Source organism: Wolbachia endosymbiont (group A) of Pipizella viduata (assembly GCF_964028555.1).
GTDB lineage: Bacteria > Pseudomonadota > Alphaproteobacteria > Rickettsiales > Anaplasmataceae > Wolbachia.
In genome coordinates, this window is the sequence record NZ_OZ034787.1 from 271,459 (window position 1) to 287,982 (window position 16,524).

General features: G+C 35.4%; 16 protein-coding genes and 1 tRNA gene. 10 read left to right on the plus strand and 7 right to left on the minus strand.

The features are described 5' to 3' along the window. Positions 1–13 precede the first annotated feature (13 nt). Both ABWU50_RS01300 and ABWU50_RS01305 read right to left on the minus strand, forming a co-directional pair. Positions 14–610: an RDD family protein gene (locus tag ABWU50_RS01300; protein ID WP_253309168.1), complete on the minus strand. Its 597-nt coding sequence runs from the start codon at positions 608–610 to the stop codon at positions 14–16. A 24-nt stretch (positions 611–634) separates the two neighbouring features. After that, positions 635–717 (minus strand) — tRNA-Leu (locus tag ABWU50_RS01305). Positions 718–824: 107 nt separating this feature from the next. On the opposite strand from ABWU50_RS01305, the gene ABWU50_RS01310 reads away from it, so the two are divergent. Both ABWU50_RS01310 and ABWU50_RS01315 read left to right on the plus strand, forming a co-directional pair. Then, positions 825–2,276 carry a replicative DNA helicase gene (locus ABWU50_RS01310; protein ID WP_253309169.1) on the plus strand — a complete coding sequence of 484 codons (1,452 nt, stop codon included), beginning with the start codon at positions 825–827 and terminating at the stop codon, positions 2,274–2,276. A gap of 120 nt (positions 2,277–2,396) precedes the next feature. After that, on the plus strand, positions 2,397–3,620 hold the full coding sequence (locus ABWU50_RS01315; protein WP_353276021.1) for a hypothetical protein: 1,224 nt from the start codon (positions 2,397–2,399) through the stop codon (positions 3,618–3,620). A 60-nt stretch (positions 3,621–3,680) separates the two neighbouring features. Here the strand turns inward: ABWU50_RS01315 and metG are convergent, their stop codons facing one another. Next, entirely contained in the window at positions 3,681–5,270 is a 1,590-nt protein-coding gene (metG, locus tag ABWU50_RS01320; protein ID WP_353276023.1) for a methionine--tRNA ligase, read from the minus strand. Positions 5,271–5,409: 139 nt separating this feature from the next. On the opposite strand from metG, the gene ABWU50_RS06830 reads away from it, so the two are divergent. Further along, entirely contained in the window at positions 5,410–5,880 is a 471-nt protein-coding gene (locus tag ABWU50_RS06830) for a TrbC/VirB2 family protein (RefSeq protein WP_410542065.1), read from the plus strand. A gap of 60 nt (positions 5,881–5,940) precedes the next feature. On the opposite strand, the gene ubiG is transcribed toward ABWU50_RS06830, so the two are convergent. Further along, entirely contained in the window at positions 5,941–7,113 is a 1,173-nt protein-coding gene (gene ubiG / locus ABWU50_RS01330) for a bifunctional 2-polyprenyl-6-hydroxyphenol methylase/3-demethylubiquinol 3-O-methyltransferase UbiG (RefSeq protein ID WP_353276024.1), read from the minus strand. A gap of 175 nt (positions 7,114–7,288) precedes the next feature. Between ubiG and dnaG the strand changes: the two genes are divergently transcribed. After that, complete coding sequence (gene dnaG / locus ABWU50_RS01335) at positions 7,289–9,037, plus strand: DNA primase (RefSeq protein ID WP_353276025.1); 1,749 nt, start codon at positions 7,289–7,291, stop codon at positions 9,035–9,037. Positions 9,038–9,221: 184 nt separating this feature from the next. Continuing rightward, on the plus strand, positions 9,222–10,304 hold the full coding sequence (locus ABWU50_RS01340) for an efflux RND transporter periplasmic adaptor subunit (protein WP_264735692.1): 1,083 nt from the start codon (positions 9,222–9,224) through the stop codon (positions 10,302–10,304). 73 nt (positions 10,305–10,377) lie between these two features. On the opposite strand, the gene grxD is transcribed toward ABWU50_RS01340, so the two are convergent. From grxD to ABWU50_RS01355, 3 genes are all read right to left on the minus strand, one after another. Further along, entirely contained in the window at positions 10,378–10,701 is a 324-nt protein-coding gene (gene grxD, locus ABWU50_RS01345) for a Grx4 family monothiol glutaredoxin (RefSeq protein ID WP_164224629.1), read from the minus strand. A 15-nt stretch (positions 10,702–10,716) separates the two neighbouring features. Then, positions 10,717–10,935, minus strand: a complete 219-nt coding sequence (locus ABWU50_RS01350) for a BolA/IbaG family iron-sulfur metabolism protein (protein WP_096641415.1) — start codon at positions 10,933–10,935, stop codon at positions 10,717–10,719. A 78-nt stretch (positions 10,936–11,013) separates the two neighbouring features. Then, positions 11,014–12,336 carry a malic enzyme-like NAD(P)-binding protein gene (locus ABWU50_RS01355; RefSeq protein ID WP_353276026.1) on the minus strand — a complete coding sequence of 441 codons (1,323 nt, stop codon included), beginning with the start codon at positions 12,334–12,336 and terminating at the stop codon, positions 11,014–11,016. 126 nt (positions 12,337–12,462) lie between these two features. Between ABWU50_RS01355 and pgsA the strand changes: the two genes are divergently transcribed. The 5 genes from pgsA (at position 12,463) to ABWU50_RS01380 (ending at position 16,518) form a co-directional block, all read left to right on the plus strand. Then, positions 12,463–13,005: a CDP-diacylglycerol--glycerol-3-phosphate 3-phosphatidyltransferase gene (gene pgsA, locus ABWU50_RS01360; RefSeq protein WP_253309177.1), complete on the plus strand. Its 543-nt coding sequence runs from the start codon at positions 12,463–12,465 to the stop codon at positions 13,003–13,005. A 100-nt stretch (positions 13,006–13,105) separates the two neighbouring features. Next, complete coding sequence (locus ABWU50_RS01365) at positions 13,106–14,050, plus strand: hypothetical protein (RefSeq protein WP_353276027.1); 945 nt, start codon at positions 13,106–13,108, stop codon at positions 14,048–14,050. A 60-nt stretch (positions 14,051–14,110) separates the two neighbouring features. After that, positions 14,111–14,818, plus strand: a complete 708-nt coding sequence (locus ABWU50_RS01370; RefSeq protein WP_264735694.1) for an outer membrane protein assembly factor BamD — start codon at positions 14,111–14,113, stop codon at positions 14,816–14,818. A 59-nt stretch (positions 14,819–14,877) separates the two neighbouring features. Then, a complete protein-coding gene (locus ABWU50_RS01375; protein WP_353276028.1) occupies positions 14,878–15,618 on the plus strand; it encodes a YebC/PmpR family DNA-binding transcriptional regulator in 741 nt (246 codons plus the stop codon). A gap of 3 nt (positions 15,619–15,621) precedes the next feature. Then, positions 15,622–16,518: a peptidoglycan DD-metalloendopeptidase family protein gene (locus tag ABWU50_RS01380; RefSeq protein ID WP_353276310.1), complete on the plus strand. Its 897-nt coding sequence runs from the start codon at positions 15,622–15,624 to the stop codon at positions 16,516–16,518. Positions 16,519–16,524 lie beyond the last annotated feature (6 nt).

Genomic DNA, 16,524 nt, shown 5'->3' on the forward strand with positions numbered 1-16,524 from the left:
AGCTCTTTATTTTTTAGTTCTGCCTTCTAAGGCTTTTACTCGTGACAACCACTGTGCCTGCGATCTTGTCGTGCCAAGTTTGACAGCGTTTGTTGAAATTTGACCATAAAAAGCCCAAGAATAATGGTGCAGCTGACAATATAAAGGAAAAAAATCTCTTTGTTGCTTGTCTTAGGGTCATCTTTTCGAAAGTTTGTGCATCCACAACTCTAAGCCCAAGTAATAGTTTTCCAGGTGTAGCAGCAAACCTTACCCACATATATGTTACATAGCAAAAGAGCATAATGCATTGGACTATTTGATTTAGGATTTGTAATTTTATAAGTCTACTCTGCGTTGTCTTTTCTTCTGCAGACAGTGGCGCTTGCATTTGGTATTTTGCAGCAATTTGACTTAATATTTTGCTATCCTCTGAGTTCATAAAGAGCTTATTTAAGGCTTGGCTGCAAAACTGCAAGAACAAAACGATAATAATCAAATCAAGCAATACTGATATATAGCGCCTAAGTCCTGTTACATAACATATCCCATTTTCATCTTTCTTTACCTTTTGAATAACATTGATAGAAGAAAAAATAGAAAATAAACGATTAAAAAATTTATGTAACATATATATACTTTCCAATATTTAACGTGCCCCTGGCCGGACTTGAACCAGCATGCTTTTGCAAGCAACAGATTTTGAGTCTGCCGTGTCTACCATTCCACCACAGGGGCATTAAGTTTTAATGCTATAGGCAACACGGAATTAGTCAAATTTTATATGTCTTTCAAATGAGGACTAAATATTCTACAATAATCAACAGTTACTCTCAAAACTTAAAATGAATGAATTAGCTAGTCTCCTCAGTTCAAGAAGTGTAGATAAGGAAATATGTAAATTACCGCATAATTTAGAAGCTGAACAGATGCTTATTGGTGCAATGATTCGTGATAATAGAATCTGTGATGCAGTTGAAGACACAATCACAGCAGAAAATTTCTATGATCCATTACATCAAAGTATTTTTACGCAGATATCCAAAACCAGGAAACACGGTATAGTTGCCAATGAACTAAGCCTCAAAATGTTTTTTGAGAACGACCAAGCGTTTACCGAGTGTGGTGGGGTAGAGTACTTAGCAAAGCTTGCAGCAAAGGCAAGTATTGCACTTGATATCTATAGTTTGACTAGAATAATCCGTGATACTTACTTAAGGAGATGTTTAATTAAGCTCGGGCAAGAAATAGTTGGTGATAGCTACAACTACGATATTGAAAATCCTGCACAGGCGCAAATTGAACAAGCAATGACAAAATTGTTCAACTTAGCAGTAAAAAAACAAGGTGAGAAAACATATATAAAACTTGCAAGTTCAATTAAAGACGTAGTTGAGAAGATCAGCACACTGAAAAATAATCCAGAAGCGCTGGGAGTTACAACCGGACTTCAAGATCTAAATCAGCTTCTTGGTGGCCTACAAAAATCTGATTTATTAATTTTAGCTGCAAGGCCTTCTATGGGTAAAACAGCACTGGCGCTAAACATCGCACTTAATGCTTGTAAGATGTTGCAAAAAAGAGCAGATAAACAACATTATGTAGCGTTTTTCTCACTTGAAATGTCAGCAGAACAATTAACCGCAAGGCTGATCACTATAGATTCAGGGATTAGTTATTATAAGGCATTAACCGGGAGAATTAGTGATTTTGAATTGCATGAATTTATCAATGCTAGTACAGAATTATCTGAACTGCCTTTCATCATAGATGACACCCCTGCGCTATCAATTAGTGCCCTTCGCACCAGAATACGCTTGCTGTATCAATTATATAATGTAGAAGTGGTATTCATTGATTATTTGCAGCTAATCAGAGGAACAACAAAAAGAAGTAATGAAAATAGAGTACAAGAAATCTCGGAAGTGACGCAGGGTTTGAAAGCAATTGCAAAAGAGCTGAATATTCCCGTTGTTGCACTATCTCAGCTCTCTCGTTCTGTTGAGCAGAGGGATGATAAAAAACCACAACTTTCTGATTTACGTGATTCAGGAAGCATAGAGCAAGACGCAGATATAGTAATGTTTCTCTATAGAGAAGAATACTACGAATTGAGAAAGCAACCAAGTGAAGGAAGCAATAAACATCGAGAGTGGCAAGAAAAAATGGAAAAAATTAGAAATATTGCAGAGCTTGTTATTGCAAAGCAGAGAAATGGTCCAATTGGCAGTGTGAAGCTATATTTTGACTCTAACAGAGGTTCGTTTAAAGATTACACGGAGAGGCATAGTGTGTAGCTTGGCAGCAATCTTCTTATTTCTAAATTTACTAGCTTATATCTTATCGTATCAAAATTAACTTGACTTTACTTCTTAATTGATGTTAAACTCATTTAACATAATACGTGAGGAATAATCATGATAAGTAAAAACAATGTACCCTATCTTGTAGCTGGTGCTCTGGCTACTCTAACTTTATTAGCATCTGGAGTGTTTGCTGCAGCTCCTTATATTGGTTTCTTAGCTCCAATTGCAGCATTAAGTGTTGGCCTGCCATTTATTATTGGTTGTGCTGTATTTTCTGTTGTAACTATTGCACTTTCGTATAAAGCAATTAGTAAGAACAAAACTATTTCTGAGAAAGATGTTCAACTGGCTGAGAAAGTAGAAGAAATATCTAAAAAAGATGCTCAACTAGCTAAAGAAGAAGATAAAGTACAGGCTCAAAAGCAAACAATTTCTGGGCAAAATGACCAACTGACTAAAAAAGAAGCGGAAGTAAAAGCTAAAGAGGAGGAAAATTCTAAGCAAAAAATTGAAATTAATAAAAAAAATGAGGAGATTGATAATCAAAAAAAAGAAATAGAAGAACTTAAACACAAGAAAACTTTTGTTCCGCAAGCAATGAAGAATATCAAAGAAGCATCTCAAGAAGTATTTGCATATGTAGCAGAAGCCTACAGTAGTGGGCGCGTTCATAGTACTATTAAGCAGCGCCGTAGTGATGTTGCGAATGACTTAAAAAATGTCGTAGGTAGTGCGAAAAATGCTTGTGGCACATCAGTTGAGTATGTAAAAGGGAAATTTAATAGTGCTGGAAATAAATTAAAAAATGTTTATGGTACATCAGTTGAGTATACAAAAGGAGCACTTAACAGCGTTGGAAGCAGCTTGTACAGTGTACTTTATGGTACTAAGGTTTCTAGTCCGGAAGAGCAGTTTAAGCGTGAAGATGGATCTAAACCTAGCATGCAAGAACTAACTCGTTTGGATTACTTAGATCTTGCAGTTTCTTCCAGTGAGCAAAAGCAACGAGCTAATAGTTTGGATTATTTAAATATTGATAACGACGTTCCTAAGCAACCTGATCATTTAAGTATTGATGCTGCTAAAAGGTATTTAATGAGTCTTTCTGAGGATCAGGATGTATTTTATGATGCAGAATCTGGTGATGAAAAAGATCCTAAGATTTCTAGCCCAGAAAGTCAGCCAACTAAAGAAGAAAATGGTCAAGGCTGGTTTGCATGGAGCCTAGGAAAGGCTAAGTCGGTAATGACTGAAGTAGTAGTGGTAGGTGCTGATGTTACTAAACCATATTTTGCTAAAATAACTAAGGCACTTGCACCTAACTTGAATATGTAGACAGCGGTGTGCACTGTCGTTAACTAGAGATAATCTCATCCAGGAGAAATAGTGTAAAAACTATTTCTCCACTTTAACATCAAACTTCGAAAAGAACGGCGTAGGTTTAGGCAATGTTATGCCTGAACTTACGCATGCGTTGCACAGAGATTTTAAATCTCGTTGTTCTTTTGGAATTTGCAATTGATCAAGTATCATTTCCGCTGACTTGGGAACGATTGGCTGCAATAAAATGCCTATTATTCTTATATATTCCAGTAATTTGTAGATTACTAAATTCATGCGTTCTCTATCAGTTTTGCTTAATGTCCAGGGTGCACTTTTGTCTATATAAGCATTGGCTTCAGAAGAGATGTTGATAATTAGAAGTATAATCTGGTTAAACTCATACTTTGATAGGTGATTCATCACCTGATCGAGTATAGCTTTGCAACCTGGAAGACTTTCTTCACCTTTAAGTAGGCTTTGATCGATTGTTGGTACAATTCCAGAACATTGCTTGTGTAAAAATGAAATTGTTCTTTGTACTAAATTGCCTATATTGTTTGCAAGTTCTGAGTTTATGCGGCTGATCATGTTTTTCTTACTAAAGTTGCCATCCTGGCCAAAACTTGCTTCTCGAAGGAGAAAATAGCGTAGTTGATCAGCACCAAACTCTTGAGCGAGGCCAATTGGATCTATGACATTACCAAGAGACTTGGATATTTTTTCTCCTTCGTTTAGCCACCAACCATGAACTGCAATTTGTTTTGGCAGTGGCAAATCTGCTGCAAGGAGAATCGCTGGCCAATACACAGCATGAAAGCGCAATATGTCTTTGCCGATTACATGAACGTTGAAAGAGTTGTCAGCTAGGTTTGCAGTGCTTGACACTGGAATCTGTATTTCTGGTTCTGCCCAAAACTTCTTATATTCTTCACCTTCAGTACTAGGGAAACCTATTGATGTAAGATAATTGGTTAATGCATCTATCCAGACATAGATTACGTGTTTGTCATTACCTGGTACTTTTATTCCCCAGTTAAAACTAGTGCGAGAGATTGAGAGGTCAATGAGCCCTGATCTTACAAACGATACCACTTCATTTTTTCTGCTCTCAGGAAAGATAAAATTTGGCTGATTTTCATATAGTTCTAGTAATTTATCCTGCCAATTCGACAAACGAAAAAAGTAGCTCTCTTCTTTTACCCATTCAACCTCAGCACCTGTTGGTGCTTTGCCATCTATCAGCTCTGATTCCTGATAAAATGCTTCATCACGAACTGAATACCAACCCGAATAGGAATCCAAATATATTTGTCCTCTCTCTTCAAGACTATTCCATAAAGCTACCACTGCTTTTTCATGACGTTCCTCCGTAGTGCGAATAAAATCGTCATACTCAAAATTCATGAACTTAGCTAATTCTTTAAATGAAACACTCACTTCATCTGTAAATTCTTTTGGCTGCATTTCCTTTGCTTTAGCTGCTTTTTCTATTTTTTGTCCATGTTCATCTGTACCGGTGGTAAATTTGACATTTTTCCCAGCTAGTTTCATGAACCTTGCCACCACGTCACACAAGAGAGAAGTGTATGCATGACCGATATGCGGCTTATCGTTTACGTAATATATTGGCGTGGTGATGTAAAAACTCTCAAATCGATCCATGGTTTAGCATTTTGATAAAAATCAACTGAGTTAATTATAGTATTAAAAAGGCAGTAATAAATAAATATTGATTGGGTTAAGCATAATTTTTGAAAAAAGCTATTTACTGAAATTTTATTAAAATAAGAAACAATCAGGTATGATTATTGAAAGAACAATGGGAAATTTTCTTGTAATTCTATTTATAGTTTTCTATGCATTTGATGCACACGCTGATGGAGCAACAGATGTAATGTGTAATGTAATAGGTTACGTTCATGGAATAGGTGGACCAATGATTACAGTGGTAATAATTGGTTCAAGCTTGCTTGCAATATTTGGCAAAATGCCTTGGCCTGCGCTTTTCTCACTGGGTATGTTCGTTGCAGTGTTTTTTGGTGGTCCCCAAATTACAAAAGCGATAACAGGAAGGGAAGTTTGTTGTCTTTTTAAAGGTCAAACCTTGGAGAATGGAAAGTGTGTTGCTGCTACTGGGCATGAACTTGTGGGTAAACAGTGTGGTATATCTCCTGACAAACATAATAAGGGACAATATGTTTGTTGCCCTCCTGGCTCTATGATCACTAATCAAGGAGGTTGTACTAATAATCCTTCAAGAGTGTGGCAATGAAGTAGTGCTTTATATAAAAAAACATTGTTATATTAAAGATCTACTATGCACTGAATCTGACTATTTACAACAGAGTTCCCCACAAAGTATATAATTAACATCCATACCTTTAGTTAAATTCCACTCACGCTTTATTACGTTGTACTCCATGCCAGCCATGTTTTGCAGCGTTACATTATTTTCTCTTAAGTGATTTGCAATTTCTGACGGTTTGAGAAATTTATTCCAATTATGCGTACCCTTAGGCAGCCAATTTAATATGTACTCTGCGCCGACTATTGCAAGACAGAAGGATTTGATAGTTCTATTTATTGTGGATATAAAGATTAGCCCTTCTGGTTTCAGCAATTCTATTGCTCTTCTCATAAAGAATTCTAAATTATCTACATGCTCGACTACTTCCATCAGCAGAACCACGTCGTACTTCTTGTCATTGCTTAGCTCTTCAATGCTAGTGTGCATATATTCTACATTAAGCCCTACTTTTTTCGCATGTGACTGTGCCACTTTGATGTTTTCTTCACATACATCTATTCCCACAACATTAATGCCAACGCGTGCCATTGATTCTGATAAAATGCCACCACCGCATCCAACATCAAGCAATGATAATTCTTTTAAATCGCATTTTTTTAACTCTTTTATTTTCTCAATAATGTAAGATACTCTAATAGGATTCATCATGTGCAATGGCTTAAATTTACCATTCTCATCCCACCATTCACCTGCCATTTTAGCGAATTTTGATATTTCATCTTCGTTATAAGTTTTTGTTTTTTTTTTCTTAGAGGTTATATTGCTGAGTTTATCAAGGCGTTTTTTATGTCTGCTTTCTTTTGAAAATTCTGTTTCGAGGAATTGTTTGACTATGTCTTTTGCTAATCCACTCGCAGTAAATCCTGCACCAAGACACAGTACATTTGCGTTGCCATGCTCGCGAGCTAATTTTGCGATCTCAACACTATTGCATAAAGCAGCGTAGATTCCTTCAAAACGATTTGCCACAGTACTCATGCCCAAACCTGTACCACAAATTAATATCCCATAATTTGCTTTTTTGCTTGTTATATCTTCTACAACTTTAACAGCATAGTCTGGGTAATCTACACACTTTTGCTTAGCAGTGCAGCCTTGATCTACCGCTGTGTAACCCAGGGTTTCCAGGTAGGATTTTATTTCTGATTTTAATTCATAACCAGCATGATCTGAGGCAATTGATATTATATCTGACATATAAAAAGTTGATCTTGCATAACTTAAGGATATTTATATGGGTAATTTATTTTGATCTTTCTGTCAAGCCGTTTTAATACTCCTGATCTTTCGGGAGTCCTAAAGCTTGAAATAAATTTCGAGTCAGATGTGTATAAATTCTATATAATTTTTATCCTACTACTAATTCAATAAGATGGATCACATAGATATTATAAAATCAAAATTATTATTATCTGACATAGTAGGTAAAAAAGTCAGGCTAATAAAAAGAGGAGATAGTTTTGTTGGGCTCTGTCCATTTCATAACGAAAAAACCCCATCTTTTTCGGTGAGCAATACTAAGGGGTTATATTACTGTTTTGGTTGTTCAGCTAGTGGTGATGCATTTGAATTTATTTCACAAACTGAAGGATTAAGCTTTAAAGAAGCATTGGAAAGATTAGCATCGGTTACAGGTGTTGAACTGCCCAAAAGTCTTAGTATTACAAAAGGGGACAATAAACTATTTTTAGCGCTTGATTTAGCTGCAAATTGGTTTGCACAAAAAAATCAGGGCATTGTAGATTATTTAAAGCAGCGCAAGATTTTACCTGAAATCATAGATAAATTTAAGATAGGTTATGCACCAAGCTCTGGTTTGAAAGAGTATTTAAACTCTTCAGGTATTGAAGACAAAATTTTAATTGATATTGGATTAGTAAACAAAAATTTTCATGATTATTTTTATGACCGGCTGATATTTCCTATATACAACATTGCAGGAAGAGTTATTGGTTTTGGCGGACGTGCGCTGAGTTCTGAGCAACAGCCAAAATATTTAAATAGCCCAGAGAGTCAGCTCTTCAAGAAGAGGGAGAATTTATACGGATTAAACTTTGCTTTAAGCGAAATACGTAAAAAACAGCACATATTTGTTGTTGAAGGATATATGGACACTATAGCGCTACATCAAGCGGGAATTAGTAATGCAGTTGCTCCACTTGGTACCGCAATTTCTGCAGAACAGATAAAAAATCTATGGAGATTTGCTAAAGAAATCTCCATCTGTATGGATGGCGATAGTGCTGGACGTCATGCTGCTACCCGAGTTGCAGAACTTGCTCTGCCAATATTAGAGCCTGGATACACGTTAAAGTTTGTGACTTTGCCGAGTAATAAAGATCCATACGATATATGTAACGAACTGGCATACAAGAAAGAAGACGTGTTGACTGCTCTTGACCATTCAACAAAACTGCATTCTGAATATTTATGGCGTCACATAATCGATAGCAACTTTCAAAATTATGAAAAACTTGCTCCGGAAAAATATTCAATTCTTGAGCACAAGTTCATGGAATATGTAAATACTATTAGCAACAGCAGTATTAGAAGGTATTATAGAGATTATTTTTACAATAAGGCTAGTGAACTAAGAAGTAGCTTCAAAAAACAGATTTTTAATAGTAAAACTAGAGCAACAAAAGGTGAGTATCTTCATAACAAATCTCCAGAGCTAATTGAGGCAGAGCAAAATCAGGCCATAATTTTGCGTATAGCCGTAGAATTTCCTGAAATCTTGAACCGTCCTATATTTTTTGAGCAATTTTCTCATTTTGAATTTACTAATGAGATGAAAAGATTACAACAGCGTGTAATTGATGTAATAAGTAACAAAAGCAAACTTGGTAAAGAGGCTTTGTTACAAGAATTGAAACAGTTTGACGTTATAAAGTATGTATTTGAAAAAACTAGTGTACTAAATAGCCAACTGAACGAGAGAAAATCTGCAGAAATTGTGTGGAATAATATAGTGTTACTAAAAGAATTAAATGCGTTACGAAAAGAAAGAACCGAAGCGAGGCTGAGCGGTAATCTTGACTTAGAGGAAAGGTTGATAGAACAAATAGAGCAAATAGAAAGTAATATACAAGAAATGCAAATGGAGTTTATTGAAAAGTAGGCTGCTACAGTTAATTATTTTTAGGTTGTTTGTCATTCTGCTGCTTTTTAACGGAATTTATACTGCCTCTTAGCAATAAAAAACTTACTTATTGTAGGAAAATCTTGTGTTTGTTCTCATATAAAACTATTTATGGAGTGACAATGGTGCATGTATTATACTTACATTTTTGATTCGAAAATTTATGCAGTTGTTTCTAACAAAATTAGTCAACAAATTCTATTGTTTAAAGATGAGAAATAAAGTAATCATCATTTCTAGTATTGCTTTTATTCTACTGTTTTTTATCAGCAGTGCATTTTTAAAAAAAGATCAGGCGGTTCATAGTGATAATGCAACTAGCAGCTTTTCAGTAAAAACTCAAGAATGTGCGCCGCAAAACCGCACTATATATTTAAATTTTTCTGGTACAGTAAATCCCTTACATAGAGCTAGCCTTGTCTCAAAAATAAGTGGTAAGATTATTGCTATTTATTTACCTGATGGTGAAAAGGTAAAAAGAGATGATGTAGTGTTAAAGATAGAAGATTATGACAGGATTGAGCAAGCTCAGAAAGCCAAAGCTTTATTAAAGCAGCGTGAAATTGAGTATGATTCCTCTCACAAACTGAATAAAACAGGCTATGGAGCACAAATACAAGTAGAAGCAGCTTTTACTGCGTTACAAAGTGCAAAAGCTGACCTAAAAAGGCTAGAATTGGATTTAGAAAATACTGCAGTCAAATCTCCTATAGATGGTTATATTGATAAAATCAATGCAAACGAAGGGGATTTTGTTAATGCTGGGCAAAAAATAGCTGACGTGGTTGATTTCGATCAAATTCTTGTGGTATTATACGTTTCGGAAAATGAAGTAAATAAAATAGAGCTAGGCAGCACAGCTCAAATTAGTTTACTGGACGGAAAAGAATTGGCAGGTGAAGTAAGTTTTATTAGTAAAATTGCTGAGCCTAAAACTGGGTCTTATAGGGTAGAGGTAAAGGTAATTAATAATAAAATGATATCCTTGCAAGGACTGACTGCTAGTGTAAGCCTCCCTTCAGGTGAGAGATTTGCATATAAAATTCCTTCTTCAGCCTTGAACTTAAGTGACGATGGTGTTCTTGGAATAAAGATTATTGATGACAATAATTATGTAATATTTGTACCAATAGAAATTGTTGATCATGAGAGCGATGGGGTTTGGATAGTAGCAAATAACGAAGGTAAACCCATAAAGTTAATAGTATTGGGCCACCTATTTGTTAAGCCTGGTGATAAGGTTTAAGACATAAGATCCTTTTTCATAGCTTATACTACGTTATACCAATCCCAGCGTCTGGGCACTGGTTTCTTGGTACTTATTCCGCAATAATTTTCTTTTCCTTCAATAAATTTTGCAGTTCGCCTTTTTCGTACATCTCGCGAGTGATGTCGCAACCACCGATAAACTCTTCCTTTATATATAATTGTGGAATTGTTGGCCAATCAGAAAACTTTTTTATAGATTCACGTATTTCATCATTCTCCAACACGTTAATATACTTAAACTTCACGTTCAATTTTTTTAGGATTGACACGACGAGTCCAGAGAATCCGCATTGAGGAAAATCAGAAGTGCCTTTCATGTACAACACCACATCATTTTCCGCTATATCTTTTTTTATTTGTTCAAAACTGCTCATAAATTCACCTTATTTTTAAGTATTAGTTTCCAGTTGCAAGGCGTGTATAGACTGACCTTCCAGAGCTTTATATACCATTTTATGCTGTTCTATTTTTGTCTTTCCAAGAAAGCGCTTGGAGGTTATTTTTAAATGATAATGATCATCATCTCCAGCAAGGTCATGAACCTTTATATCAGCGTCGGGGAACGATTGTTTAATGATCCTTTCTAATTCGTGAATTGCAATAGTCATTGATTTGCTTTAAATTACAATACTTTCATTATAAATCTAAAACGACTGGGTGCAATTGAATTATTGATTATATGGTTACTAATATTGTGAAGACAGTAGATTCAGCGTGTTAAGTGCACTAGCAAGGCGAGATTTCAATTGATTTTCATATTTACTCCAATCTTGTATTGCCTTTCTTGCAATACCTGAATCAACTGCGGCTTTTGCAACAGCAGGAGATACTATAGAAATTAATCTTGGGTCAAATGGAGTAGGTATTATATATTCACGTCCATAGCTCATTTTACGACCGCCATAGGCTGCAGATATCTCGTCAGACACTGGCTCACGGGCAAGCTTTGCTATTGCATCTGCAGCTGCAATTTTCATCTCATCATTTATTGTTGTTGCATGTACATCAAGCGCTCCTCTGAATATATAAGGAAATCCCATTACGTTGTTGACTTGATTGTTGTAATCTGACCTGCCAGTTGCGATTATTGCATCTGGCCTCACAGATTTTGCAAACTCAGGCCTTACTTCTGGATCGGGGTTGGCGAGAGCGAAAATAATCGGGTCTTTGCCCATACTCTTTAACATCTCTTCATTTAACACATCTTTTGCAGATAATCCGATGAATACATCAGCGCCTTTTATTGTATCAAGTAGAGAACGTTCGGAAGTATCAATTGCATATTTTTCCTTCCACTCATTCATGTCCTCGTTTCTACCTTTGTATATTACTCCTTGCTTATCACACAGCACTATATTTTTAGCGCCCATGGACTTTAGTATTTCTAAACATGCAATACCGGCTGCTCCAGCACCATTCATAATGATCTTAACGTCCTCTAATTTCTTTCCGGCAATATCAAGAGCATTTTCTATACCAGCTGCAACAACCACTGCAGTTCCATGCTGGTCATCATGGAACACTGGAATATCCATCAGTTCATTCAGACGTTTCTCTATTATAAAACAATCGGGAGATCTTATATCCTCTAAATTTATCCCCCCCCAACTTGGCCCAAGGTACCTTACTGCATTGATGAAATCTTCTATATTTTCTGTACCAACTTCTATATCAACTGCATCAATATCAGCAAAACGCTTAAATAAAACAGCTTTGCCTTCCATGACAGGTTTTGCAGCAAGAGGACCGATATTACCAAGCCCAAGCACTGCAGTGCCATTTGAAATGACAGCTACAAAATTGCTTTTTGCCGTATAATCATAAACAACCTCAGGATTTTTAGCTATTTCAAGGCACGGAGCTGCAACGCCAGGAGAATAAGCAAGTGACAAATCATACTGGGTAGATAAAGGTTTTGTTGGCATGATTGAAATTTTACCAGGGTTACCACCTCTACTGTGATACTTAAGTGCCTCTTGTTTTGTGGTATTATCTAAATCATCGTTCATTCTTATATTTTAAGCTTGTAATTTTTAAGTATATGGAGTTTTTATAAATGTTCAATTGTAAACTATTAGCTTGTGAACTCTGTTGTACTTCTGTATAAGTTTACCTATTACGTAAGATGATATTACATGCTTAAGAAAAACGTGCCTAATTTGCTTACAATTTCTCGTGCACTTGCAATACCAGCAATAATATTAAGTTTTTATATAGAAAATAAATATGCAGGACTGATAACAATATCAATCTTTGTGTTTGCGTGCATTACGGATTTTTTTGATGGTTACTTGGCGCGTGCGTGGAAAGTCCAATCAAAGTTTGGCAAGCTATTTGATCCAATTGCTGATAAATTAATAGTGGTTTCAACGATAATTATGCTAGTTTATAAGCAGAAGATAAATGATTTTACAATAGTACCATCGATTATCATCATCTGTAGGGAAATATTAGTTTCGGGTTTACGGGAGTTCCTTATAGCTATAAATGTTAGTCTACCTGTAAGCAAAGCTGGCAAAATTAAAACATTTTTGCAGATGGTTGCTGTAGTAGCGCTAATAATGAACGATTACGACACAACTCAATATATAGGTGCGATTTGTTTATGGGTTGCAGCTATTATAACTATGTGGTCAGGCTATAATTATATCCTAGCCGGCATCAAACAGGTTGACTGAATTTCTTGAGAAACAGTTAATATACAAAAGTGGTTAACATTTTTATAATATTGACTGAATAGTTAAAATCCTGTATAATATATTAGTTAATAGGGTTTATATGACTGATAACTTTAAGACTACGTTTTCTCCTGAAGATTTTTTTGGGGATTTTTGGTTGACAGTTGATAAGGAAGTCAAAAAAGAAAGGTCAGAACAAGAGTCATTAACACTAAAAGAAGAAGCAGAAAAAAAGAAGAAGCTCGAACAAGAGCTATTAACACTAAAAAAAAGAGAGCTATATAGACAATGTGTATCATTGGTAACAATGGTTCCATTTGCATTATTTATGGCTATTGAACTGGAAAAAATATGTAGCGATCAGGTATTACTTGGCGTGATAAGTGGCGCGCTAAGCCACACTATATTACCTTCTATGGTCTTATCTCTTATTTGTACGCTATATTTAATTTACAATAATAGGAAAATAGCACAAAAAGAACGAGAGTTGGAGAATATTGAAAATGGAGAGGAAGTAAAGGAAAAAGAGCACAATATTTCTGATATAGGTCAGTGTTTGATCTATATTGAGGCTATAACAACTGCACTGATTATTGTAGGTATGATAATGGGTGAAACATCTTCACTTGAAGCAGCAGAGGATGCAATTTTATTTCTTGCCAATGCAATTGCTTTTCTTGTAACTCTTGTTTCTTATATTGATGAGCATGAAAAAAATAAGAAAAAGGAAACAGAAAAATCTAATCTTGATGAAAAATCTAGCAAGAAAACTAGCAATATGTCTGTAGCCGGATTGGCGCTTGCTGGTTCTTCTATATTTTTAATAAGAAGGATAATGTTAATGGCATTAGCATCGTCCTTAAATCCTGCTGTTGGGACTACTTTAGGCTTGATAGGTATTGCACTTTTTATGGTTGTACAGATATTAACTACACATTCCTACAGCAAAACGCTGAAAGATCCAAAAGTGGAAGGACAAGGTAAATCGAGGAATGCAGGTAGTTCTGACCGTAGTTATAAAGAGGAAGGGCCGGCTATTGCCTAAGAAATTTATTTATTTAAGTAATATTTAGGTCTATACTTTATTTTGATCGAAAAAAATCTTATGTATAAGACTTTAATCACGTGCTTTATTTTCCTAATTTGCTCCTTTACACAATCGTATGCGGATGATCTTGAAAAAACTGAAGCTGAACTATATGAGGAAGCAGTTGAACTTTTTGACCAGAAAAAATATAAACAAGCTATTAGGGCATTTCAAAAGATAGAAGATTTGTACCCTTTCTCTTATTGGGCAAGGAAAGCAAAATTATTATCTGGGGTTTCTCACTATAATATGGGTAACTACAGTAGTGCTGCAAGTGATATGGATGATTATATATATGTTTATTCAAATGGTGAAGATTTACCATATGTATACTACTTAAGAGTATTATCTTGTTACATGCAAATTAATAAAGTGCAACTTGGACAGCAAACTGCATATAAAACTTTAGAGCTGGCTACAGAGTACATTAACCTTTTCCCAGACAGCGAATATATAGATGAAATCAAGGAAAAAGCAAAATTAATCACAGAACATATATCAATAAAAGAGTATTCTATCGGTAAATTTTACCTGAGGCGTGGTGAATATTTAGCAGCAATTAAGCGTTTCCAGAATATAGCAAGCTATAAGGATTCTAAATATTTTTCTAAGTCTATTAACTATTTAATAGCAGCCCATTCAGCTCTTGGCCTTGACTTAGAAGCTGAGCAGTATGAAAGTATGTTATTAGCAGAAAACCTGCAAGATGCCAAGCCGGAGGCTTGAAAATTTGCTTTAGTTTTTTCTATGCTTTGATATATAATTAGGTTTTTAACTATTTGAATATGGCTGGTCATTCACAATTTTCAAATATAAAACATCGGAAAGGCACTCAGGATGCAAAGCGCTCTCAAAAATTTACGAAGCTGATTAGAGAAATAACAGTTGCTGCAAAGCAAGGGCTACCCGATCCCGAACTCAACCCGCGCCTTCGCTCTGCTGTATTTGCTGCACGCAAGGAAAATCTACCAAAAGATAAAATAGAAACAGCAATAAAAAATGCAACTGGTAACGTTGCTGGAGAAAATTATGAGGAAATCCAATATGAAGGTCATGGGCCTTCTGGCACTGCACTTATTGTCCATGCCTTGACTAATAACCGCAACCGTACTGCTTCTGAGGTACGTTATATATTTTCTCGCAAGGGTGGAAACTTGGGAGAAACAGGAAGTGTTAGTTACCTTTTCGATCATGTAGGCTTAATCGTCTATAAAGCAGAGGGTGTGAATTTTGATGATTTATTTAATTATGGGATCGAGTTAGAAGTATTGAATGTTGAGGAAAATGACAAAGAAGGATTACACGTTATAACTTGTGAAATAAAAGATTTTGGTAAAGTACGCGATGCCTTTTATGCAAAATTCGGAGAACCAGAACTTGCTCGTCTTTCGTGGCAACCAAAGGATCTAGTTGAAATTAGCGATAAAGAGTTGATCGATAAATTATCCACATTGGTTGAAGAATTAGAAGATAATGATGATGTACAGTATGTTGAAGGTAATTTTACTTTTGTTGATGCTGTTTAAATGATGAAGCTGATTATATTTATACTGCTTTGTATTTTACCAATATTTAATATACACGCCCTTAAGACTCCAGATAACAGTAAAGAGACTTTTTTAATATCCAGCACCATAAAATCTTCTTTTTTTGCCACGGGAATTGAGCAAGGGTTGGCGCCAAATACAGTGGTAAAATTGATCAACATATATAAAGATTTTGGTGTTGATTTTAAAAAAGACATTGTGCCGAAGAGTAAATTGGAGGTTCTTTTTGAGAGATCGCTCAGTAATCAGAAGACTGAAGAAAAGATTTTATATGCTTCACTGACAATAAACAAGAAAGCTATTAGTTTATATCATTATAAATCGCAAGACGGCAAAGAAAAGTATTTTAATAAAGAAGGAATAAGCTTAAAAAATGGCGAAATTTTTGCAAATCCTTTAAATGGAGATTATCGCATATCCTCAAAATTTGGCAATAGAAAGCATCCTGTTCGCGGTAAAATTGCTTTTCATAAAGGAGTGGATTATGCAGCTAAGCTTGGCACTCCCATATACGCTGCTGCAGAGGGTGTGGTAGAATATATAGGAAAGAATGGTGGCTATGGAAATTACATCAAAATAAAACACAAAAATGAATATTCAACCTGTTATGCGCATATAAGTAGATTTAGTGGCGATATAAAGTTAGGCTCTAAAGTAAAGCAGGGGCAGGTCATCGCCTATGTTGGTAGCACTGGTGTTGCAACAGGACCCCATTTACATTACGAAGTTATATATAACGGCAAACACGTTGATCCGCTTACGATAGCGCATAAAACTGAAGTAAAATTGCCTGATCATGAATTAAGAGAGTTTAAACTATTTGTAAATAAGATAAATAAAACGATCAACAGAGAGGGTTCAAGTGAAAAAGAAGTTTAAAGACAA